19 protein-coding genes are annotated in these 23,635 nt (G+C 47.0%); 12 read left to right on the top strand and 7 right to left on the bottom strand.

The genetic code is table 11. The features are described from left to right. Positions 1-413: 413 nt before the first annotated feature. Both JOC95_RS08435 and JOC95_RS08430 read left to right on the top strand, forming a co-directional pair. Positions 414-1,439, top strand: a complete 1,026-nt coding sequence (locus tag JOC95_RS08435; protein WP_204415131.1) for a two-component system sensor histidine kinase NtrB — start codon at positions 414-416, stop codon at positions 1,437-1,439. A 15-nt stretch (positions 1,440-1,454) separates the two neighbouring features. Beyond that, a complete protein-coding gene (locus JOC95_RS08430) occupies positions 1,455-1,694 on the top strand; it encodes an excisionase family DNA-binding protein (protein WP_204415130.1) in 240 nt (79 codons plus the stop codon). A gap of 45 nt (positions 1,695-1,739) precedes the next feature. Here the strand turns inward: JOC95_RS08430 and JOC95_RS08425 are convergent, their stop codons facing one another. Continuing rightward, complete coding sequence (locus tag JOC95_RS08425) at positions 1,740-2,585, bottom strand: phytanoyl-CoA dioxygenase family protein (RefSeq protein ID WP_204415129.1); 846 nt, start codon at positions 2,583-2,585, stop codon at positions 1,740-1,742. Positions 2,586-2,728: 143 nt separating this feature from the next. Between JOC95_RS08425 and JOC95_RS08420 the strand changes: the two genes are divergently transcribed. The 4 genes from JOC95_RS08420 to JOC95_RS08405 all read left to right on the top strand — a co-directional run bounded on the left by JOC95_RS08420 (position 2,729) and on the right by JOC95_RS08405 (position 7,367). Beyond that, on the top strand, positions 2,729-3,649 hold the full coding sequence (locus JOC95_RS08420; RefSeq protein WP_338083070.1) for an AraC family transcriptional regulator: 921 nt from the start codon (positions 2,729-2,731) through the stop codon (positions 3,647-3,649). After that, positions 3,646-4,431 (top strand): endonuclease/exonuclease/phosphatase family protein, encoded by a 786-nt coding sequence (locus JOC95_RS08415; protein ID WP_204415128.1) that lies wholly within the window; start codon positions 3,646-3,648, stop codon positions 4,429-4,431. The genes JOC95_RS08420 and JOC95_RS08415 overlap by 4 nt, the downstream gene beginning before the upstream one ends. A 164-nt stretch (positions 4,432-4,595) precedes the next feature. After that, positions 4,596-5,972, top strand: a complete 1,377-nt coding sequence (locus JOC95_RS08410) for an aldehyde dehydrogenase (protein ID WP_204415127.1) — start codon at positions 4,596-4,598, stop codon at positions 5,970-5,972. Between the two features lie 177 nt (positions 5,973-6,149). After that, entirely contained in the window at positions 6,150-7,367 is a 1,218-nt protein-coding gene (locus JOC95_RS08405; protein ID WP_419096232.1) for an MFS transporter, read from the top strand. A 10-nt stretch (positions 7,368-7,377) separates the two neighbouring features. Here the strand turns inward: JOC95_RS08405 and JOC95_RS08400 are convergent, their stop codons facing one another. From JOC95_RS08400 to hpaB, 3 genes are all read right to left on the bottom strand, one after another. Then, the gene (locus tag JOC95_RS08400) at positions 7,378-7,575 is read right to left on the bottom strand and encodes a YwbE family protein (RefSeq protein WP_204415125.1); all 198 of its coding nucleotides are present in this window, start codon (positions 7,573-7,575) and stop codon (positions 7,378-7,380) included. A 157-nt stretch (positions 7,576-7,732) separates the two neighbouring features. Further along, the gene (locus JOC95_RS08395) at positions 7,733-8,680 is read right to left on the bottom strand and encodes a glycerophosphodiester phosphodiesterase family protein (protein ID WP_204415123.1); all 948 of its coding nucleotides are present in this window, start codon (positions 8,678-8,680) and stop codon (positions 7,733-7,735) included. Positions 8,681-8,794: 114 nt separating this feature from the next. Next, the gene (gene hpaB / locus JOC95_RS08390) at positions 8,795-10,234 is read right to left on the bottom strand and encodes a 4-hydroxyphenylacetate 3-monooxygenase, oxygenase component (protein WP_204415122.1); all 1,440 of its coding nucleotides are present in this window, start codon (positions 10,232-10,234) and stop codon (positions 8,795-8,797) included. Between the two features lie 133 nt (positions 10,235-10,367). Between hpaB and JOC95_RS08385 the strand changes: the two genes are divergently transcribed. Together JOC95_RS08385 and JOC95_RS08380 are read left to right on the top strand one after the other, a co-directional pair. Further along, on the top strand, positions 10,368-11,474 hold the full coding sequence (locus tag JOC95_RS08385) for a D-TA family PLP-dependent enzyme (RefSeq protein ID WP_204415121.1): 1,107 nt from the start codon (positions 10,368-10,370) through the stop codon (positions 11,472-11,474). 22 nt (positions 11,475-11,496) lie between these two features. Continuing rightward, positions 11,497-12,330 (top strand): DUF4037 domain-containing protein, encoded by an 834-nt coding sequence (locus tag JOC95_RS08380; protein WP_204415120.1) that lies wholly within the window; start codon positions 11,497-11,499, stop codon positions 12,328-12,330. A gap of 93 nt (positions 12,331-12,423) precedes the next feature. On the opposite strand, the gene JOC95_RS08375 is transcribed toward JOC95_RS08380, so the two are convergent. Further along, positions 12,424-13,791: a dipeptidase gene (locus tag JOC95_RS08375; protein ID WP_204415119.1), complete on the bottom strand. Its 1,368-nt coding sequence runs from the start codon at positions 13,789-13,791 to the stop codon at positions 12,424-12,426. After that, the gene (locus JOC95_RS08370; protein ID WP_204415118.1) at positions 13,788-15,278 is read right to left on the bottom strand and encodes an amidase family protein; all 1,491 of its coding nucleotides are present in this window, start codon (positions 15,276-15,278) and stop codon (positions 13,788-13,790) included. Before JOC95_RS08370 ends, JOC95_RS08375 begins: the two co-directional genes overlap by 4 nt. 238 nt (positions 15,279-15,516) lie before the next feature. Here JOC95_RS08370 and JOC95_RS08365 point away from each other — a divergent pair, with 238 nt between their 5' ends. From JOC95_RS08365 to JOC95_RS08355, 3 genes are all read left to right on the top strand, one after another. Continuing rightward, the gene (locus JOC95_RS08365; RefSeq protein ID WP_204415116.1) at positions 15,517-17,259 is read left to right on the top strand and encodes an ABC transporter ATP-binding protein; all 1,743 of its coding nucleotides are present in this window, start codon (positions 15,517-15,519) and stop codon (positions 17,257-17,259) included. Further along, positions 17,240-19,045 carry an ABC transporter ATP-binding protein gene (locus JOC95_RS08360; protein WP_204415114.1) on the top strand — a complete coding sequence of 602 codons (1,806 nt, stop codon included), beginning with the start codon at positions 17,240-17,242 and terminating at the stop codon, positions 19,043-19,045. Before JOC95_RS08365 ends, JOC95_RS08360 begins: the two co-directional genes overlap by 20 nt. Positions 19,046-19,689: 644 nt before the next feature. Next, positions 19,690-21,102 carry an alanine/glycine:cation symporter family protein gene (locus JOC95_RS08355; RefSeq protein ID WP_204415530.1) on the top strand — a complete coding sequence of 471 codons (1,413 nt, stop codon included), beginning with the start codon at positions 19,690-19,692 and terminating at the stop codon, positions 21,100-21,102. 47 nt (positions 21,103-21,149) lie between these two features. Here JOC95_RS08355 and JOC95_RS08350 read toward each other — a convergent pair whose 3' ends face one another. Continuing rightward, complete coding sequence (locus tag JOC95_RS08350; RefSeq protein WP_204415113.1) at positions 21,150-22,118, bottom strand: EAL domain-containing protein; 969 nt, start codon at positions 22,116-22,118, stop codon at positions 21,150-21,152. A gap of 217 nt (positions 22,119-22,335) precedes the next feature. Between JOC95_RS08350 and JOC95_RS08345 the strand changes: the two genes are divergently transcribed. Next, positions 22,336-23,613, top strand: a complete 1,278-nt coding sequence (locus JOC95_RS08345) for an ATP-binding protein (RefSeq protein WP_204415112.1) — start codon at positions 22,336-22,338, stop codon at positions 23,611-23,613. Positions 23,614-23,635 lie beyond the last annotated feature (22 nt).

Genomic DNA, 23,635 nt, shown 5'->3' with positions numbered 1-23,635 from the left:
CTCTTTATTTGGTATTTGAACGTAAGATATTGGTGCGGAGGCATGTGTTTAACTTCGCTATCTACGCATTAATGATAACTGGGGCGCATTATGTTTTTCTTTTATCAGGAGGGGGATTTGGTGTTTTTAATCCACACTACCTCCTCTCATATGTATTGGCACTAGTATCCTATTACTCCATTAATCTGCTGGTAATAAGTAGCTTCTTTGCCTTATATTTATCTGAAAAATTAGCTGGGATCATTACCTCAATAGGTAGAGAGTCTGTATTAAATTATCTAATATCTCTTGTAATGGCTTTTATATTGGCAATCCTTTTAGGAGGATATCCAGTCTTTGGAATTATTTTATATACTCTTATTATTGTTTTATTGTCTATCGCATTTAAAAAATATTTTCATCTCTACGAAGAAATGACCAAAGACAAAGTCTACCGAGAGCAGATCCTTAACTCTCTTCCTGTCGGTATCATTACGGTAGACAATGATTCTACCAACTTTTCATTAAATACGGCGGCGTCTTCCATCTTGGAAATGGATGGTGAAGAGGTGAAAGAGATGGTCAGTGTGAGAGAAGCTGATCCGATCAATGCTTCGTTCTGGGGGATCCTTGCCTCCAAAAAGATCTGCCAGAATATTAAAGTGCCTTATGTGAAAGAGGGAAAAGAACAGTATCTTCTAGTCTCTCAATCGGATTTGCTGGACCAGGAGAGAGCCATGATCGGAAGAATCTTTCATTTTATTGATATTACCTCTACTGCTGTACTGGAGGAGCGGATCCATCAATCTGAAAAGCTTGCTGTCCTCGGGGAGCTTGCGGCAGGTGCGGCACATGAAATCCGGAATCCGCTGACGGTGATACATGGATTTGTATCGCTGATGAGGCAATCATTCACCGAAAAGGATAAAAATAAGTTTCAAATCCCCCTGCTTCTTAAGGAATTTGACCGGATCAACACAATCGTGGAGGAAATGCTGTTGATTGCAAAGCCTGGTGCGCCTGTGTTAAAAAGTGTCTTTTTAGAGGATATCGTAAGAGAAATCCCGCATAATCCAGCAGTTCAAGAAGGGATATCCCTTAGTGTCGAGTTGGAACGGGTACCGCTCATGTTGGACGCAAAACAGATGAAGCAGGTCTTCTACAACCTGATACGAAACGGCAGTGAGGCAATGGCAGGGGGAGGGGCCATCTCAATCTATTCCAGGAAACTTGAGAATGCCTACCAGATTTTTGTGAAGGATACTGGCTCAGGAATACCCGAAAAGATGAAGCACACGATCTTTGATCCATTTGCCACCTCAAAAGACACAGGTACGGGACTCGGACTCACTATTGTCCAGCGCATCATTGAAAACCATCATGGTAAAATAGAGGTGCAGGAAAGTTCTGCGGCTGGGACGACTTTCCTTATCACACTGCCGCTTCCACCCAAAAACTAATGTAAGTAAAAAGGAATGATGACCTTGTATTTATCCATAAAAGAGACAGCTGAATATTTATCCTGCTCCACCGCCTATGTGGAAAGCCTGATTCAGCAAAAGAAAATCCGTGCCATGTTCGATGGAGAGAACTATCTTATCAATAAAGATCAGTTTGACACGCATTTGAAGCAGCTTGAAAAATATAAGGAGCTTGTGGAAGAGCTTCGCAATGAACCGGTTCCGGAAGATATCGATATCAAGGATGAGGATTGAAAAAAGCGCCATTTTCGGCGCTTTTTTCTTATTGAAGGGCTAAGGTTATTCCCCTTTTTTATAAAGCAAAGGATTAATAGGAGTTTGTGCCAGGTCGCCCGCTTTCAGGCCGGGAAGCCAGGCTTGCAGGTCGCCCCTGCGTGCGTTGCTGTCTGGCTCCGCTACACGTGTCCCGTCAGCGTAATAGATGACTGTCATGACTTTACGCATGGTATCTGTCGGATTGCCGGGTGCGTTATGGAGTGTCCAGCCTGCGTGGAATGTTGCATCGCCCGCTGCCATCGCCCCGTAAGTGACCGTCTGAAGCCCTTTACCTTTTACATATTGCTCAAGGGTGCGATGTGATTCATCGGATATGACCACCTTGCTGATATATCCCGCTTTATGCGATTCCGAGGCGAAGGTCATCGAGCCGACCTCTTCGCTGATGGGTACAAGCGGGATCCACATGGTGATGGTTTTATCCGTATCGAGCGGCCAATAGATCTGATCCTGATGCCAAGGGGTATGGCCGCCATGAGGCTCTTTGTATAGTGCTTGGTCGTGGTAGATACGGACCCCATCCACCCCCATCAGCTCTGCTGCAATTTTCGCAAAACGCTTCGCCAAGACAAACCGTGCGATTGCCTCGCTCTGCTCCCACAGGCGTCCGATTTGGATGAAGGCCTTTCCATAAGTATCCCTCTCCTCGACAGGCTTATCGTGGTAATTCAATTCCTTTACTCGGTTGCTGATGATAGGTTCAAAGATATCAATTTCATCCTGTGTAGCTACATTCCTTAGCAGGATGTGCCCTTTTTCCTGATAGCTTTCAACCTGTTCCTTTGTCAGGTCATAGCTTTCCTTGAGGGTCGGCAATGTGCTCAAATCGATATTCTCTTTTACAGTCATTATTCTCCACCTCTTTTTAAAGTTTGTTAGTTTTACTATAGTAGCAAAATGGAAGGTTGGCTTTGTCAAAGTTTCCTTGAAAGTTGTCAAAACTTACTGTTAATTAAGTTATAATAATAGAAGAAGATTGAAAGGGAGTGGGGGTGAGGTTCATACAGCATTTATCGGAGCTTTTGGAGGAAAGGCCGATTGTCCCTTTTATAAGGGAAAGCGACTATGCGGTCAGAAGACCTTGGAGGGCCCCCAACAGACGGCTGCTGGATTATTTGTTGATCTACATACAGGAGGGGCAATGCCTTTTTCAAGTGGATGGAACAGCGTATCTGTTTCAAAGTGGGGAGTTTTGCCTGATCCAACCGGGAAGCCTCGTAGAATTGGAAGGATTGACGTCCACAATCACCCCGTTTGCCCATCTGGATTTCTTTTATCATCCTGATCGGACGAAAAGCTTTCCTACCAAGCCGGGGCAGCTGGTTCTCCAAGAATATGAGCATCTATTGCAACCAAGATTGAACGATATACATGGAATCCATGTACCGGTAAAGCTGGAGCTGAAAAATCCCGGGAGATTCCGGGACTATTTCATGCAAATGGTAGAGGCCTGGCAGAACCGGGAACCGATCCAGCAGCTAAAAGCGCAGCATCTGGCAACAGAGCTTTTGCTGATTATCCTGGATGAGCATCACTCTGCGTCTAAGCTTGAATCATCCCCCACTAAGGCGCTGAGCTGGTTTCCATCTTATCTTTCCAATCATCTGTCCGAACGCTTGACGCTTCAAGGTATGGCCAAAAGGGCAAATCTGTCCGTATCAAGATTCAGCACACTTTTCAAGCAACAGTTTGGCAGCTCCCCGCATCAATATTTTCTGGAGATGAGGATCAATCATGCCCGGGAGCTTTTAGAGAAAACGGAATTGACGCTTGAACAGATTGCTTCCTATTGCGGCTTTGCAAATATTCACCATTTTTCCAAGGCATATAAAAAGAGGATGGGGAAGTCGCCAGGCAAATTGAGAATAAGAGGCGACGCTTTATCCACAATTGAACTGGAGGAGAAAAAATGAGTAAAACTTATAAAGTCATGACATTTAATCTGCGAGTCGATGTTAGGACAGACCCATTTGTCTGGGAGGATAGAAAGAACTGGATCGCGCAGACGATAGAAAAGCACCAGCCGGATTGCATCGGGACACAGGAGGCAAATATCCCGATGCTCGCCTGGCTCGAGGACATGTTGCAGGAGAGCTATGAGGTGTATGGGGTCAACCGCACGACATCGACTGAGGTAGGGGAATTCAGTGCCATTTTTGTGAAAAGGTCAACGTTTACCATTGGCGAGAAAGGATCTTTTATGCTTTCGGAAACGCCTGAAGTGATCGGGAGCATGGGATGGGATGCCCATTGTGCCAGAATCTGTTCATGGGTGGAGCTGATTCCGCAAGAAGGATCCACTCCGGTCCTAAGATTTTTCAATACGCACCTCGACCATATGGGGCAGAGGGCAAGAGTGGAAGGGCTGAAGCTGATCTTGGATGTAATCAAGGAAAAAGAATGCGAAAACCCGATGCCGGTTCTTTTGACAGGTGATTTCAATGATGCACCGGATAGTGAAACCTTGAAGGCAGTGGCATCGATGAAAAGTTGCTACGGGGGATTGTCGGGCGAGGAGCTGCAAAATAGCCTGACCTTTCACGCCTATCATGGTGGAACGACGGGCACTCCGATCGACTATATTTTTGCAGATATTGGGGCAGAGCTTTCCTCGACCATCATTATCAGGGACAGTATAGATGGTGGATTCCCTTCCGATCACTATCCTGTAATGGCTACTGTAACTGTAAAATGAACATTCGCATAAAAATGGTAAGCTGCGGGCTATAGACCCGCAGCTTTTTTCATATCCGGCGCCTCCCAACTTCTTTATTTTTGAGATAGCGGATATAATGAATGTATTGATTGGTTGTGGAAAGCAGTGTGTTTAAATAAACAACTGTTAGAGGAGGATTCACTATGATGGAAAAAGTTTTACATAGATTGGAACAGCATCGGAATTTCTTTGCGACCGGCAGGACCAAGGAAGTGGATTTTCGCCTGCAACAGCTTGATAAGCTGAAAAAGGCGATCGTGGAGCATGAGCAGGACTTGAACCAGGCATTAACGAAGGACCTGGGAAAATCCGCATTTGAGGCCTATGCTTCCGAGATAGGATTCGTATTGGATAGCATCAGTCTTTTTATGAAGCATATAAAAGAGTGGTCAAAGGTGCGAAAGGTGAAAACGCCACTCGTCCATTTGGGGTCAAAAAGCTATATCTATCCGGAGCCTTATGGAACTGTCCTGATAGTCGGTCCTTTCAACTATCCGTTCCAGCTTGTCATGGAGCCGATGATCGGTGCGATGGCGGCAGGTAACTGTGTGTTGCTCAAGCCGTCCGAATTTACCCCGAACGTCTCGAAGGTAATGGCAAAAATCATTCAGGATAACTTTGAAGAAGGCTATATCAGCGTGATGGAGGGTGGAAAGGAAGTCACCTCCGAGCTTATCCATGCACCGTTTGACTATATCTTTTTCACGGGAAGCGTCGAAGTGGGTAAAATCGTCATGAAGGCGGCAGCGGAGAACCTGGTGCCGGTCACGCTCGAGCTTGGTGGGAAAAGCCCATGTATCGTTGACAAGGATGCAAACCTTGAGGTAGCGGCGAAAAGAATCGTATGGGGGAAGTTCATGAATGCTGGACAAACATGTGTCGCTCCTGATTATATTCTCGTTCACCGTGAAGTGAAGGAACAACTCGTGAAAAATCTTGCTAATACCATCAAGGATTTTTATGGGGAAAACCCGCAAGAGAGCAGGGATTATGGTCGCATAGTCAATGAACGCCAGTTTGACCGCCTTGTTTCTTTATTGGATGAGAAGAAGGTGGTTGCCGGAGGATCCCATCATAGGGAAGAATTGTTCATGGAACCAACCTTGATGAACGATGTAAGCTGGGATGATAAGGTGATGCAGGAGGAGATCTTCGGTCCTATTTTACCTATCCTTGAATACGGGGACCTTAAGCAGGCAATTGAACAGATAAATGCAAGGCCGAAACCATTGGCCCTATACCTTTTCACAGAGAATGGAGAAGTGGAGGAGCGGGTGATCCAGAGCGTTTCCTACGGAGGCGGATGCATCAATGATACGGTGACGCACCTTACCAATCCTAATCTTCCTTTTGGGGGAGTGGGTCCATCCGGAATCGGGTCCTACCATGGAAAAGACAGTTTTGAAACCTTCTCGCATAAGAAAAGTGTCATGAAAAAGAGCACCAGGGTGAACTTGAGCTTCATTTATCCGCCATACTCAGAAAAAAGCATCAACTTCCTAAGGAAGATCATGAAATAAGGAGATTTCTTCCAAGTGATTAGGTCTATTTTGGCATTCCTTTTTCGAGACTGGTGTGTTAATATTTAGGAATACGAAATATATATGTAAGAAACGTGCGTATAAAAATGGATCTTCGTTTGTGGAGATTCATTTTTCGTTTATCCTTTTATGTTTTTCACTAGTCTAGGAAGGTGTATGAATATGATACAAAAAAAAGTAAAGGAAACGTTGTGGACGAAGTCCTTCATTATGCTGATGGTAGGGAACTTGTTTGTTTTCATGAGCTTTCAGATGCTGATCCCGACGCTGCCTCCTTATATAAAATCTTTGGGGGCAACCGGGTTTGAAATCGGCCTTGTGACCGCACTTTTCTCGATCGGTGCGGTGCTCAGCAGACCTTTCATCGGTTATCTTCTGGAATTCAAAGCTAGAAAACCCCTTGTACTGGTCGGGGCTGTCGCACTATTATTGATCACCGTCATCTATCCCATGTCCCAGGTTGTCGTGATCTTTTTGTGCTTCCGCTTTATTCATGGGCTGGCTTGGGGCTGGTCGACGACTGTCAACGGCACGGCAGCGGTTGATGTCATTCCGAAATCCCGTCTTGGTGAGGGGATGGGGTATTACGGTCTTTCCATTACGCTTGGGATGATCATCGCACCGAGCTTAGGGATCTTCCTGTATCAGGTGACAACATTCTCCAACCTGATTTATTTGTCAGGTGTGCTCGGGGTAATTGCGCTGGTTCTTTTAGGCATAGTAAACTATCAGACTCCTGAAGTGGTGAGGAATGCCAAGCGTGAGGAATTGAAGTTCTCTTATATAGGGTCTTTGGTGGAAAAATCAAGCTGGTACCCATCGTTCATCACATTGGTTGCAACCTTCGGGTATGGAGCGATAGTGACGTTCATCGTGATTTTCGGAGAGGAGAGGGGAATCGAGCATATTTTCCTTTTCTATCTTTTGAATGCTGTGATGGCTTCCGTTTCCCGGCCTTTCGCGGGTAAATGGTTTGATACCCACGGTCCCAAGGGGCTGGTGCTATTCTGTATGTCGCTCTCTTTCATCGGCATGTGGGTGCTTTCCTTTGCCCACAGTGATGCAATGATCGCCATTGCCGGTGCCTTGTTTGGTGTTGGATTCGGTTCATTGATTCCAACCTTGCAGTCATGGACACTATCCACGACACCGGACAATCGCCGCGGTGTTGCAAACGGGATGTTCTTTTCATCCATCGACCTTGGAATCGGACTCAGCGGACTGATCTTCGGCGTGCTCGCCCAATTCGTCGAAACAGCAACCCTCTTCCAGATCTCAAGCATCTTCCTGCTCTTCGCCATGTGGTTTGTGGTGGTGGAGGGAAGAAAAAGAAACAAAAAAAGGGGCCTGACCCCCGCTGCGATAAAGTACTAAAGCAGCGGGCTCAGGCCTTTTCTATTTCCTTCACACGCCCGACTTGGCCGTCTTCTAGACGTACCTTGATGCCGTGGGGATGGAAGCTTGATTTTGTAAGGATATCCTTCACAATACCGGAAGTCAATTTGCCTGAACGCTGATCCTGCTTCAATACGATTTTGACAGCGATGCCAGGTTTAATATCTGTTCTATTTTGGCCATTCATGTTTTTATCCCGTCCAATCTCTAGAGGTATGATCCTTTTTCCTTTGTAATCATACCACAACGGTGAGGCTCCGCTCTAATCAGCGGATGGATGAAGGGCGAAACTTTGGGTAGGGTTAAAATTTGCCTTCAACATGATGAAGAACTGCTCAAGCCTCTCAGTATCCCATCTCCGCCAAAAGCTCGATCATGAGATCCGGCCTATTGGTGATAAGCCCGTCCGCACCTCGTTCAAGGAGGTAGCGCATCGTCTCCTTGTCATCGATGGTCCAGTAGTGAACCTGAAGACCGCTTCGCTGTGCGTCGTTGATCAGCCTCTGGTTCGTCAGGTCGAAAATGCTCTGCTCCTGAGGGATCTGAAAAGCGTCCACTTCTGGAAGGTACAGGTTGCGCATGAAGAGCTTATGGAATATGACAAATCTCGTAATCTCCTGTTCGCCTCCAGCAAGCGCCACACGTCCTTTGGCATAGGAGTCGAATTTCTTGATGATATCCTGATCAAATGCTGCAACGAGCACTTTATCCTCCATCTCATATTCCTCGATCAATTCCCAAAGCTTCTGGGCGATCTCGTCATAGTTGTCAGGAGGGTTGCTATCCTTGATTTCTATTTCGATGCGCATAGCGCCTAATTCCTTAAACATTTCTTCGACAGTGGGGATGTAGACTCCCTTCCCGCGGAAGCTGTACTCACCATCCAGGTCCTGAAAGTGATGGCCTGCATCCAAAGCTTGAATCTCCTCGAGTGTCATGTCTGCAACTGTCCCGGACCCGTCGGTGGTGCGGTCGACAGTCGGATCATGGATCGCAACGAGATGTCCATCTTTTGTGATATGAATATCCGTTTCAATGACATCGACACCCATGTCAGCCGCCTGCCTGAAAGCTGCCATCGTATTGGAAGGTCCCAACAGCTCGCCACCCTGATGGGCAATGACCAATGGGCGATCATTCTTGAAATATGGCTTCTCTTCTATTTTACTAGTGGGACTAAAGGTGAAAACCAGGCATAACGACACCAGAATCGCCAAAAAAAGCCCCGCTCCAAGCAGCACCTTGCGTCCCCGCCCCCTCTTTTCTTTCAAAGGAATATTAACTTCCGCCATCTTGCTCCCCCGCAATCTCTACATATACTAGTCCCATTATAAAATATTTTGAATAGTATGTATATGGGGCCTGACCCTCAGCGCTTTAAAGCGCTGAGGGTCAGGCCCCTATCATTAAATCCCGAACGCATTCTTCACATCTTCGACTATCTGATGGCGGTTGTACTCGAAGTAGAGGCCTTGGGTGAGGCGGTTGGGATCGCCGAAGAAAAAGCGTTCATATAGTGTTTGCCTTGAGCCGAAAGCACTCATGCTGACATCCCAGGCGAGACGGAACAGCTTTATGCGGCTCTCTGCATCTGAGTAGGCGGCCTGGATATACTGGTCGATGTCCCCTCTGATGGGGGAATTCATGTCGGCTTCTGTGGGAATCGTCACAAGACCGCTGGCGCCAAGGAGCTGGAGGATCTCCATGAATCTAGGGTACACCTTCGGGAATTGCAGGGTAGCGGCAGATAGCGGTGCAAGGTCAGGCACCATCGTACCCCACTGATCAGGTTTGGCCCCCATTTCGGATGCGAGGAGGAGTGCCTTATGATTCTCCAAGGCTATGATTATCTCACATATTTTCTCTTTTACATGCTGATATTCCCCGATCGCAATGGTGTTGACGATCAGCTGCGCCACCCCGAGCACGAATTCCGCCTTCATGACCTGACGGGAGACCACCTGATGCAGGACAAGCGGCTTGAAGCTGCTTTTGGAATACAGGTTATTTGCGACCTCGATATTTTCCACCACAAATAAGCGGTCCCATGGGACGAGCACATTATCAAAGACAATGACGGAATCCATCTCCTCGAAACGGGAGCCGAGAGGATGGTTGAAAGGGGATGGATCGTAGGTAAAGGATTCCCGGCAGATGAATTTAAGCCCTTCCGTATTACTTGGGATGCTGAAGGCGTATGCGTAAGGCTCTTCAAACATCTTCAGGCCGGAGGAGGAAACGATAATCTCATCGGTTATCCCGCCCTGTGTCGCCAGCAGGCGGGCACCCTTGATCACAATTCCCTCCTTGTTTTTATCCACGATCCTTGCAGCGACGATATCATCCTCGGACTCATAGTGCATGGAGGACCGATTAACCTGTGGAGCGATGAAGGTGTGGGTAAAAGAAAGATCTTTCCGTCTGGCAGTCTCATAGAAACGGAGGAGATTCTTGGGGAACTGCGGACCTTGCTCCGCCAGGATATCAGATGCGGCGGCAAGCGCCATGATGTTGGTGTTCTTGTAGTCCGGAGACCTTCCCATCATGCCGAATGAGGCTTTTGCCCACACCTGGATCATCTTCCTCCGCTTTTCAAGATCTTCCTTTTTCACGGGACGGAGAAAGGAGGTGCCGATACGTTCCCCCGTTTTTTCGCACGTATAAGTCATCAAATCTATTCTTTTTTTATCATGCTGCATATCATACAGGGCGGCCTGGCTTTTCATCACGCCGGAAAAGGCAGGATGCTCGGAGATCTTTCCGGTTATCTTTTTGCCATTATGCCAAACATCGGATTGTAATCGGTTGATGCGGTCGATATATTGCTGTCCAGTGCTGATAGCCATCCTTTGTCCTCCTTGCCGGAAATTCTATCTATAATGTATGCAGGGGGCTCTGTCCTTTTGCAAGGAGAGGGCTGAAAAAATGGCATTGTGTGGTATATTGTAAAAAAAGCATCTGGGAAGGAGCATTTTATCCATGAATAGTTTCCATGAGGTGGACACGCCGTCCCTACTTTTAGACTTGCAAAAGTTAAAAACCAATATTAACAGGGTGAGCGGATTTGCGAAGGACCACGGTCTAAAGCTCCGTCCCCATATAAAAACCCATAAGTCGATTAAAATCGCCGAGCTGCAGCTTGAAAGTGGGGCAGTCGGCATTACGACCGCGAAAATCGAAGAAGCGGAAGTTATGGCAAGTGCAGGGATCAAGGATATTCTCATTGCCTATCCGATATCCAGCCCTGAAAAAATCAAGCGGGTCATCGGGCTGTTGAACAGGGGAGTGGATCTGAAGATTTCGGTGGACAGCCTTGAACAGATCAAGCTGCTTCAAAAAGGGCTTGAATCCACTCCCCATTCCTTGGAAGTGTGGATAAAGGTGAACAGTGGGCTGAACCGATGCGGAGTGGAGCCGGGCAAGTCGGCGCTCAAGCTTGCACAAGCCGTCCTTTTTTTATCAAAGCTTAGGGTTGGCGGCATTTTTACACACGCAGGACATGCTTATGGGGCCTCGACCAAAGAGAAGATTGAAGAGATCGCACTTGCTGAAGCAAAGGCGGTTGTGGAAAGCGCAGAAGAATGCGAGAAGGCAGGAATACCGATCCAGGTGAGAAGTGTCGGATCTACGCCAACCTACGAAATCTCCGGCAAAGTGGAAGGGATAACAGAAGTGCGGCCGGGCAATGCCGTCTTTTATGACGCCATTCAAGTAGGACTGGGTGTGGCGAGTCATGATGATTGTGCCCTGACTGTATTGGCGTCTGTTGTTGGTGTGTATGAGGATAGAATCGTGATCGATGCCGGAAGCAAAACACTCTGCCTCGACAAAGGAGCACATGGGCTGGATTCCGTAAAAGGGTACGGCTATATCCTCGGGCATCCAGGTCTGATAATCGAGCGGCTTTCCGAGGAGCACGGGGTGGTCGTTTTTGAAGAAAAGCCAACCTTGAAGTTGAACGATAAAGTCCGGATCATTCCGAACCATGCCTGCACGGTAGTGAACCAGTTTGATGAATATACGCTAGTGGATGGCGAGCGGGTTGTAGGCAACTGGAAGGTTGATGCGAGGGGTAAAAATAAATAAAGATAGAAGACGGGGATGCTAAATGGAATTAAAAGCTTTAGCGGAAAAAATGGCAAAGGTATATGAAGAAAATCCAAAGGTGGAAGCGATTATGATTGCTGGGTCCGTTTCAAGGGATTGGGAGGATTCCTATTCGGACATTGAGCTGCATCTCCTATGGCGTGAAGCACCGGATGACAGTGATAGAATGGGTCCGATTGAAAAGGTGGGAGGAAAGGTAATTGATTTTCATGAATATGAGGACGAGGAGTGGTCGGAAACATACTGGCATGATGGTGTGAAATTTGAGATTAGTAGCTTTTTATCTGAAACTATCACAAGTGTTGTTGGCAAAGTCGTGCTTCATCATGATACATGTCTGGACATGCAATGTTCAGTGGCTTCCTTTCAGGATGGTAAGCCTTTATTTGGGCATAGTCTGCTCTTGGATCTGAAAGAAAAAGTTAGTGTGTATCCAGATACTCTGAGGGAAAAGATGATTCTGGATAATCTCGACTTTGGTAGCCGCTGGGGGAACCGTGAAGCGCTCTTAAACCGTGAGGATTGGCTTATGCTCTATCAGGTGATGGTCAGTGTCCAATCGAAGCTTATGGGTGCAATGTTCGGTTTGAATAGGATGTATGTCCATCATCCAGCCTATAAATGGCAAAGGAAGAGCTTAGGGAGGATGTCTGTACTGCCGGATGGCTTTACAGAGAGGATGGAGGAAGTCTTGGTCCTGCACCCGGTTGAAGGGTTGCGTGTTCTAGAAGGGATTATCAGGGATGTTTTCGCCCTGCTGGAAAGAGAAATACCTTCTATGGAAATGGAAATTCGTACATATAAAGAAAAGAGTGTGTTTGTCAGGTCGATTTAATTTCTATTAATCTCACATTCACCCGCAAAAAAAAACTGTCCGAATGCCTGTAGCAAGGTGTATCGGACAGTTTTTTTCAACTAATAGATCATATCAAAGAACTCCTGCAAGCTCCTCCCAATAATGGCAGAGCGTAAGCAGACCTTTGTCAAAATTCTTCAGTTTGAAGTTCTCGTTTGGAGCATGGACGTTATCCGATGGCAAGCCGAAGCCCATCAGCACGATCGGCGCTTTCAGGATTTCATCCAGATTGGAGACGATTGGCAGGGAGCCTCCGCCGCGTGTGAAAGCGGTCGGTACATCGAATACTTTTTCAAAGGCACGGCTTGCCGCCTGGATGGCCGGGTGGTCAAATGGCGTGACAAATGGTGCGCCTTTATCGAACAGGCTGACAGTCACTTCAACCCCAGGTGGCGTGTTTTCCTTCACATGCTTTTGCAGAAGCTCGAGGATTTCATCCGGGTCCTGATCTGGTACCAGTCGGCACGTGATTTTGGCGTGTGCCTCGGAAGGCAGGACAGTCTTGATGCCTTCGCCCTTGAAGCCGCCATAGATCCCGTTCACTTCAAGTGTCGGGCGGACCCATGTTCTTTCCAAGTGGGTGTAGCCCTTCTCCCCGAACAGCTCTGTGACCCCGACCTCTTTCATGACGCTTTCCTCTGATGCATTCAATGCCTCAAAAGCAGCCTTTTCATCCTCGGTCAACGGTACGACCTTATCATAGAAGCCATCGACCGTAATGACACCATCCTTATCGTGAAAGGATTGCAGAAGCTCGACTACGGCATGGATCGGGTTCTGTACGCTACCTCCATAAAGCCCGGAATGCAGGTCTCGGCGGGGCCCCTTTACGTCAAGCTGAAATCCGCACATACCACGCAGGCCGTAGCAGATGGTAGGCTTGTCCTCTTCGATCATCGCCGTGTCTGAAACGACGATGACATCTGCAGCAAGCATGCTCTTCTTTTCCTCGATGAAAACAGGCAGGTTCGGGCTGCCGACTTCCTCTTCGCCTTCGATGCAAATTTTGAAATTGAATGGAAGGGTGCCGGTCGTCTTCAGGATCGCCTCGAGTGCCTTCAGGTGCATGAAGGTCTGTCCTTTGTCATCACTGGCACCGCGAGCGTATATGCTTTCATCACGGATGTCTGGCTGGAAAGGAGGGGTGTCCCATAAATGAAGCGGATCTACCGGTTGAACGTCGTAATGCCCATAGATGAGGACAGTTGGTTTATTTTTTGCCTTCAGCCATTCTCCATAAACAATCGGATGGCCCTTCGTCGGATACAGCTCGACATTGTCCATGCCAAGATTGCGGAGTGCCGAAGCGAACCATTCCGCTGCACGGTGGGTATCTTCCTTATGGTCGGGAAGGGCGCTGATGCTAGGGATGGAAAGAAGCTCGAAAAGCTCCTCCAAATGCTTGGTCCGCTGGTCTTGTAAATAGGTTTGAAAGGTCATGATTTTACCTCCTTTTTTTGTAGTACAGGTGCTTTTCTGTGTAAGGTTGCCTGCTCATATGCATAGCCGATTTGGATCAAGGTGCTTTCCTCATAAGCTCTGGCGGTGAAGGTCACACCGACCGGCTTGCCCTCTGGCGTGTACCCGCCTGGAACGGTGATGGAAGGGTATCCGGCCTTGGCTGGGAGACTCGCACCGAAATTATTAGGAGTGAGGATGGCATCGAGTTCATACCCGTCCATGCAGGCATCAATTCCGCCCTCCTGTGTGCGAAACAGGTCACGCTCCCTGCTGACGAGGTACTCCTCCTCGGTCAGGGACCCGCTCAGATTCTCGGATTCTATCAAAACGGTCTGGTCGTATTTGAGCATTTTGCCCGAGTCCTTTTTGTTGAAGGCGATCAGGTCCTTCAGGCTTTTGACCGGTACATGAGGGCCGGTCTTGCTTAGATAGGCGTTAAGGCTGGGTTTGAACTCATAGAAAAGGGTATGGTAGTCCCATTTCTCTTTTGAAAAAGGAATGTTGACGTTATCTACAACAATCGCTCCATTTTCCCTGAGACAGGCAATCGCTTCTTCCATGACAAGTGCCTCTTCATCGGACAGATACGTAAAGAATGGGTCTCGCGCAATTCCGATCCGCATGCCGTGCAATCCTTCTTTTAAAAGAAAAGAAGTATAAGATAGGCCTGGGTTTGGGTTGGAAAGGGTAGCGGAATCAGACTTATCTGTTGAAGTGAGAGCACTCAACAGGATCGCCGCGTCTTTTACAGTCCTTGTCATTGGCCCTGCAGTATCCTGGCTGTATGTAATCGGGATGATGCCCCTGCGGCTGATCAATCCTACTGTCGGCTTGATGCCAACGAGGGAATTCATACTCGCAGGACTAAGGATGGAGCCTGAAGTTTCCGTCCCTATTGCAGCAACGGCAAAGTTGGCAGCGATCGCGGCACCCGATCCGCTGCTTGAGCCCCCGACATCAAACTTACCGGGACCATACGGATTCAACACCTGTCCGCCTCGTGAGCTGTATCCGCTCGGCATATTCTTTGTCATGAAGTTGGCCCATTCCGTCATATTCGTTTTTCCGAGGATGATGGCACCGGCATCCCGAAGCTGTTTGGCAACGAAGGAGTCTTCAGCCGCGTTGTGTTCAGCCAAGGCGACCGATCCGGCGCTTGTGTGCATATGGTCTCCAGTATCGATATTATCCTTTACGAGGACAGGGATGCCGTGAAGAGGTCCCCGTGCACCTTTTCTCCATCTTTCCAGGTCAAGTGCTTCGGCAATGAAAACCGCATCAGGATTGATTTCCAGGATCGAATTAAGGGATATTCCCTTTTTATCGTGCTGCCCGATCCGATGGAGGTACATAAGTACCAGTTCCTTCGAGGTGATTTCCCCATTCTCAAGGGCCCCCTGCAATTGCTCGATTGTCGCTTCTGGCAACCACTCATTCACCAGGTCGGCAAGCTTTGGATGATACATAGCCGCTTCCTCCTTTGTTTTTCAACTTTGGTTTTATAAAATAAAAAAATATACCTTTATACTTCATAATAATAATTCAAACTATTTAAAAAACATAGTAAAAAAGGTATGATAGGAAGATAAAAGTAATAATTCAAGATATTCGTTTAGCTAAACGAAGTATTTAGTTGAATATAATATAGAAACATTAGATTCAACATAGACTAAACATAGCAAACAGTTTGGGGGATCAAGACACATGGGGAAAGTTTTTTCTTATTTAAAGCCATATAGGCTTGCGGTCGGCATAGCGTTGCTGCTTATGCTCACAGAGCTTGTCGTGGAGCTGCTGCATCCGCTCTTGATGGCAAAGATCATCGATGACGGCATACTGCAGGAGGACCTTGGAGTGGTCATGAAGTGGGGAGGGATCATGGTCGGAATGTCATTCCTTGCTTTCCTGGCCGGGGTCATCAACTCCTTTTTTGCCGCACATGTTTCACAAAACTTCGGCTATGATATCAGAAAGGGCTTGTATGGGAAAATACAATCCTTCTCCTTTGCAAACTTCAGCCTGTTCCCGACATCGTCGCTTATCACAAGGATGACCAATGACGTGACCCAGGTGCAAAATACTGTATTCATGAGCTTGCGCATCATGATGCGTGCACCGTTATTGATCATTGGCGGCGTAGTCATGGCACTGATCGTCAACTTTCAGCTCGCCCTGTTTTTGGTGGTGGGGGTGCCGATCCTTTTTGTCTTTTTGATGTGGCTGATGAAAAGAGGGGGCGCAATGTTCAAGGCGGTCCAGGAAAAGCTCGATGGCGTAAATAATGTCATGCGGGAAAATCTTGGGGGAATCCGCTTGATCAAGGCATTTTTACGAAAAAATCACGAAATCAAGCGCTTTGACCATGCAAGTGAGGACTTAAAAGACCAGACTGTTTCGGCGCTGCGATTGATGGAAATGACGATGCCGATACTACTGTTGATCATGAATCTTAGCATCCTTGCAGTCCTTTGGTTCGGAAGTGCAGGAGTGAACACGGGCAGCATCCAGGTGGGGGAAGTCGTGGCGATTGTGAACTACGCCACAAGAATTACAGGGGCCCTATCGATCATTAGCTTTATCATCATGGCATTTGCAAGGGCGAAAGCATCGGCACACCGAATTGCAGATGTATTTGAAGAGGAAGTAGACCTTGTCGACAAGCAGGGAATTGAAGAGAAGGGTGCGGTGCTGAAGGGCGAGGTAAGCTTCCGTAACGTTAATTTCCGTTATCCGAATACGGATACCCCCGTGCTCGAGGACATCACGTTTGATGCAGATGCGGGCTCGACCGTTGCCATCATGGGTGCTACCGGTGCTGGGAAGTCATCCCTGTTCCAGCTGCTGCCACGATTATATGATGTCAACGAGGGTGTCATAGCAGTTGATGGAAAGGATATCACCGACCTGCCTTTGAAAAATCTTCGAGGACAGATTGGCTATGTCCCGCAGGAAGCCCTTCTTTTCTCAGGCTCTGTAAAGGACAATCTTGCATGGGGCAAAGAGGATGCCTCCATGGAGGAGATCATCCAGGCGGCAAAGGATGCACAGATACATGAAACAATCGACAGGCTTCCTAATAAATACGATACAGTGCTCGGTCAAAAAGGTGTGAATCTTTCCGGGGGACAAAAGCAGCGTTTATCGATTGCACGCGCTTTGATCAGAAAACCGAAAATCCTGATGCTTGACGACAGTACGAGTGCACTTGATCTGAAAACGGAAGGAAAGCTATTGGCGGCCATGCGGAAGTATGAATGCACCACTTTCATCATCACGCAAAAGGTTAGTACCGCGATGGAAGCAGATAAGATCCTGTTGCTTGAGGATGGAAAGCTTCTTGAAGAAGGCAGTCATGATCATCTCCTGGCACATTCGACCCTCTATCAGAATATCTATCAATCACAGTTTGGAGCGGAGGTGGCTGAGCATGTCGAAGCGTATAAGTAGTAGTGCAGCCGTTCAGAATAAGGCCAATCCAAAGCCGAAAGCAAAGGATTGGAAGGGGACGATCAAACGGGTCTGGATGTATCTTGGCGAGCGGAAAGGCTTGCTGGCCATGGTGCTGTTGATGGTACTTGCAAGTTCCGCCCTCGGATTATTGGGGCCTTTCATTGTAGGAATGGCCATTGACAATTACATCGTGGAAAGAGACAGCTCCGGCCTTATCAATGTGCTGATCGGCCTTGTGTTCATCTATATCTTCTATTCCCTGTCCACTTGGCTGCAGAACTACTGGATGGTCGGTATCGCACAGGATACCGTATATAAAATGAGGACACAGCTTTTTCAGCATCTGCACAAGCTGCCGATTCCGTATTTTGATAAAAGGCAGCATGGGGAGCTCATGAGCAGGGTGACCAATGATATGGAAAATGTGAGCTCTACCTTGAACAGTTCGGTGATTCAGATCTTTTCGAGTATCCTGACATTGGTAGGGACAGTTTCAGTCATGCTCTATTTAAGTCCGATCCTCACGTTGATTACGTTGGTGATCGTGCCTGTCATGTTCTTTGGGTTGAAATGGATCACAAATCGCACAGGCCCACTTTTCAAACAGACACAACGCAACTTGGGTGAACTGAATGGCTATATCGAGGAGACGATTTCCGGTCAGCGCATCGTGAAGACCTTCTCCCAGGAGGATAAGGTCATGGCGGAGTTTCTCGAGAAGAGCGGACGCCTGAAAAAGAGCGCCTATTGGGCACAGACCTATTCCGGTTTCATCCCGAAACTGATGAATATGCTGAACAACCTGAGCTTTGCCGTGATTGCAGGTGTAGGGGGGATCATGGCATTGAATGGCATGGGGATCACCATCGGGGTCATCGTCATCTTCGCCGAGTATTCCCGTCAGTTTACAAGACCGTTGAATGATCTTGCCAATCAATTCAACACCCTGCTTTCGGCTGTTGCCGGAGCGGAGCGCGTATTCGACGTGCTCGATGAAGAGGAAGAGGCAAGTGATGAAAGAGAAGCGATCGAGCTGGAAACGGTCAAAGGGGAAATTGAGTTCATTGACGCTTCATTCTCCTATGACGATGATGATACTACGATAAAAAATATCAGCTTCCATGCATCCGTCGGGGAGACAATCGCGTTTGTCGGCCCAACCGGTGCAGGGAAAACGACGGTGATCAATTTGATATCGCGCTTTTATGACCTGGACAGCGGGACCATACTGCTTGATGGCCATCCGATCAATAGGATCAAGCGCTCGAGTCTGCGGAAGCATATGGCGTTTGTGTTGCAGGATTCCTTCCTTTTTGAAGGGACGATCCGCGAGAATATCCGCTATGGAAAACTGACAGCGACAGACGAGGAAGTGGAAGAGGCGGCAAAGCTTGCCAATGCCCATTCATTTATTAAAAAGCTTCCTGGTCAGTATGACTTTAAACTGAAGCAGGACGGCAGCGGAATCAGTCAAGGTCAGAAGCAGCTGCTTTCCATTGCAAGGGCGGTACTTGCCAACCCGACAATCCTGGTGCTCGATGAAGCGACGAGCAGCATAGACACCATCACGGAAATGAAGATCCAGGAAGCCCTGCAACGCTTGATGGAAGGACGAACAAGCTTTGTCATCGCCCACAGGCTGAACACTATTCAAAAAGCGGATCAAATCCTCGTCCTGAAAGAAGGCGAGATCATTGAAAAAGGTTCACATGAGGAACTCCTCGGTGAGCAAGGTTTTTACTATGAACTGTTCACAAGTCAGTTGAAGAAGGAAGTAGGATGAAAAGAAGTCCGGTATGTCGTCGGTTGGAGGCGAGGTGCTGGGCTTTTTTTTGTATGCTGGAAATGTAATTTTTTGTAAAGTGGATAGATTAATCGTAAGAGTGGATAGATTCAATTTAATTTTGGATAAATTGTTTAAACTTTTGGATAGATTACTTAGTAAAGTGGATAGATTCTCTGCAAAAGTGGATAGATTACTAGGATGTAAGATTAGGTACGCTTCCAGACCCTCTTAGAATCTGTAGTATTACACTGGAAAAAAGAACGAAAGTCCCGACATCGAATCCGAGTTCAACAAAATACTTCAAATTACCCAAAAAACTACAATTTATTTTCAAAATTAAGATTATTTTCGCGAAATTAAGGGAAAAGGACTATGAATAAATTAATAGATTATTCAAAAATCAACAAAAATTCCAGAGACAGGTGGTGAAGAGGTAACAAGTCTGGGAGGATTTGAGCATTGTGTATTAGTACAATTTGCTTTATAATCCAAAAACATAGAAAGAAAATTCTAAAAATTATATGTCGTGAGGGGGATGTCATTTGGATTGGTTTAACAGTTTCTTAGAAAACTGGCAAGAGTGGAAGGTTGAGATCCAAGGTGCAGTTGAAGGAGTGGCAGGGCTTCTCTGGAGCACACCGATGATTGTATTCTGTTTGGGTGTTGGACTTTTATTTACGATTCTTACTAGGGTGGTACAGGTTAGGCTATTCAAGGATATGATCAAGAATATCTTCTCCGGGGAAAAATCAAGCGCCGGGGTATCTTCCTTCCAGGCATTGGCCATCTCATTATCGGGCCGTGTCGGGACGGGTAATATTGCAGGGACTGCTACGGCAATTGCAATGGGTGGACCTGGAGCGGTGTTCTGGATGTGGACGATTGCGTTCATCGGGGCTTCGAGTGCTTTTATCGAATCAACATTGGCGCAGATCTATAAAGTGAAGCAAGACGGTGAATACCGGGGCGGCCCGGCATACTACATAGAAAAAGGAATCGGATGGAGATGGTATGGAATCCTTTTTGCCGGTTCTGCGATTCTAGCGATGAGTCTTCTGATGCCAGGTGTACAGGCCTTCGCTATCGGGGATGGACTGAGCAATGCGTTCGGTGCCAATAAAACATATGTTGGAATCGGATTGGTCTTGGTTATTGCGCTTATCATTTTTGGAGGCGTAAAGCGTATCGCAACGGTGGCACAGTATGTAGTACCGTTCATGGCAGTTGCGTATATACTTGTTTCGCTGTATATCATCGCGGTCAATTTTACAGAACTTCCTGCAGTATTCGGTTTGATTTTCAGAAGTGCATTTGCATTTGATTCCGCGTTCGGCGGGATTATCGGGATGGCTATTGCCTGGGGTGTAAAACGAGGCATCTATTCCAATGAGGCTGGTCAAGGGACAGGACCTCACGCTGCAGCGGCGGCAGAGGTGTCCCATCCGGCAAAGCAAGGACTCGTACAAGCGTTTTCCGTTTATATCGATACGTTGCTTGTATGTTCTGCTACTGCATTCATGATCCTTTTCACGGGTATGTACAATGTGGAAAACCCTGAAGGTGGCTTTATCGCGAATAATCTGGGAGCAAATGTAGAGGCTGGACCTGCCTATACTCAAGCGGCGATTGAATCTGCCATCCCTGGTTTCGGTGCAGGATTTGTTGGGATTGCCTTATTGTTTTTCGCCTTTACAACCATCATGGCATACTATTATATCGCAGAAACGAATGTGGCCTATCTTGTACGTGGACGGAAAAATGCCATACCGATGTTCCTGTTAAAGGTCGTTCTCTTGGCAAGCACATACTATGGTGTGGTTAATAACTCCAAGATTGCATGGGCTTTAGGTGATATCGGACTTGGCATCATGGTCTGGCTGAATCTGGTGGCCATCCTGATCCTTGCAAAACCTGCCTTAAGGGTACTAAAGGATTATGATGAACAGAAAAAGCAGGGACTTGATCCGGTCTTTAACCCAGATAAACTTGGCATCAAAAATGCTGAATTCTGGACAGAGGATTACCAAGAGGAAAAGAAAGAAAGAATATCTTAACGAAAAAACGGCAGGCCCTCATAAAAAAAGGGCCTGCCGTTTTTTGATTATACAGTTTCCAATTGTGGGACTACAGGCTCCGCACTTGGCTTTCCGATAAAATACCCTTGGGCGTAGTCGATTCCGATCGTTCTGCAGAATTCCAATTCCTCCGCCCTTTCAATTCCCTCTGCCAGGACTTTAATTCCAAGCTTCTTGGATATCTCGAGAACATTCTTTAAAAAGAGCTGGTTCCCATAGTTCGTATCGCAGAACGATACATAGGATCGATCCACCTTCACAAAGTCAGGCTGCAGCTTTTGAAGGACATCCAAAGTGGAGTATCCGGCACCTACATCATCCAATGCTACCTGCATCCCCGATTTTTTGTAGGTTGTAAAAATGGACTCAAGATGCTCGATATCGGAGATCTTTTCCGATTCCACCACTTCGAACACAAGCTGGTCGGGAGAAATCTTGTGTTTATTCACGATATGGAAGGTATGCTGCAGGCAATACTCCGGGTTATAGATGGAGGAAGGAAGAAAGTTTATAAAAAACTTCACTTCTGGCGGTACACCGAGCCTGCTGCTTGATATGATCGAGAGTTCCCTAGCTTTTTGATCCAGATAGTTATGCAAATTAGTCTCCCTGGCAAATTCAAAGAGCCTGAAAGGGGATATGGGTTTCCCGGCTGCTACAGGACGCAGCAGGCATTCATAGGCAAAAATTCGGTTCTCGTCTTGAAGGTCGATGATAGGCTGAAAATGGGTGGAAAAGGAATTGCCGGCAATCAGATCGACAAGTTCATGGTTTTGCACCATCAATTCAAAGGCAGAAAGAGAAATGAAGCCATTCATCGAGTCAGTTTTCACTTGTGGTTGTTCAGATGCCCCTTCTTTTTGAAGCATCAATATGTGGTCGGCCAATTCTTTATAGGAAGAATAAGGATACTGCCCATTCTCACCTGCTTGCTTTACTATCAATGTTCCGCTTTCCTCAATGGGACTTGGTACCCCGCAATCGATACAATGCATGGTGTAGATTACCTCCTAGAATAGTTATTAGGATAATTTTACTATTAATCTTGTAAAATAGAGAGATATTATTGCGAAAAGCAGGATTATTGGTCTGTTCAGTGGACTTGGGAGAAAAGTTATCGAAACCTAGAGAATAAACAAGGAATTTCACCAAACCTGTCGAACATAAAAGCTAGTAAGTTATGTTTATATGTTTAGGAATGGAGCCATCCCCATGCTTGCAGAAAAATTACTCTTACATGTATTGATCATTTTAGCACCGGTATTAATCTATTATGTCGTCTCCGAGAATAAAAGAATCAGCGGTTCTCCTTATTTTATCGGCATGCTTCAAGGGGCTTCGGCAAGTCTTTGCCTGCTCTTTGCGCACTATGATTATGGATTGTTCTGGGACTTGCGGTATATCCCGCTTGTTCTGGCTGTCTTGTATGGAGGTCCAAAGGCTGGGCTCATCGTCCTTGGTGCAATTCTTGGGACAAGGACCTATATGGGCGGGGATGCCCTCCTTTTTGGCTATATCAGTGCACTGTTGTCCGCCTTGGTGCCTTTCTTGATGGTGAGGAAATTCAATAAGCTTCGAACGAAAAAGAAACGGATCACCTTATCGGTCCTTGTCGGACTATGGCCGGACATCGTGATGCTCAGCATTCTACTTGCTTTCCTTTTTACTCAGCCTGAATTCAGTGGTGGGGCAAACTTGCTCCTGTATATCCTGCCGTTCGGTCTGATTCAGGTGATCGGGGTCGGATTTGCTTCCATGCTGCATGAAGCAATACTGGAGAGGGATCTAATGAAGCGCGAGATCATGAGGGCGGAAAAATTGAACACCCTCGGAGAGCTCGCAGCCTCCATTGCACATGAAGTCAGAAATCCCTTGACGGTGGTAAAGGGATTCCTCCAGCTTATGCAAAAAGAGGAACAAAAGTATCCTTATATCCCGCTTGTCCTCAGCGAATTGGGAAGGGCGGAATCCATCATCAATGACTATTTGAACTTCGCCAAGCCCGAATTCAAAAAGATAGAGCAGGTCAACCTGGCCGGATTGATCTCAGAGGTGATGATGCTGTTGAACCCCTTGGCGATCAAGAACGGTGTCTCCCTTGACAGCTATCTTGAAAAGAATGTCTATATGGAAACCGATAAAAATCAGCTGAAGCAGGTGCTCGTCAACATCATAAAAAATGCCATCGAGGCCACCCAGCAGGATGGAAGGGTATTTATCAAGCTCCTTGTCAGCAATGACGAAACGGTGATCATCGTCAAGGATAATGGAAAAGGCATGTCGAAGGAACAGCTCGCACGCATCGGGACTCTATTTTACAGTACGAAAGATAAGGGAACCGGACTCGGTACAACCGTCTCGCTCCGCATCATAGAGACGATGGACGGAAAAGTGTCATATGCAAGTGAACTGGGGAAAGGGACCGAGGTCAAGGTTGTGTTTCCAGATTTCACAAGAAGCAAGGAGAAAAAAATGGTGCAGTCCGTATAACCGGATTGCACCATTTTTCATC

This window comes from Sutcliffiella tianshenii, assembly GCF_016908565.1.
Lineage (GTDB): Bacteria > Bacillota > Bacilli > Bacillales > Bacillaceae_I > Sutcliffiella_A > Sutcliffiella_A tianshenii.
Note: the sequence above shows the minus strand (reverse complement) of the source record. Positions and strands in the feature narration are given on the sequence as shown.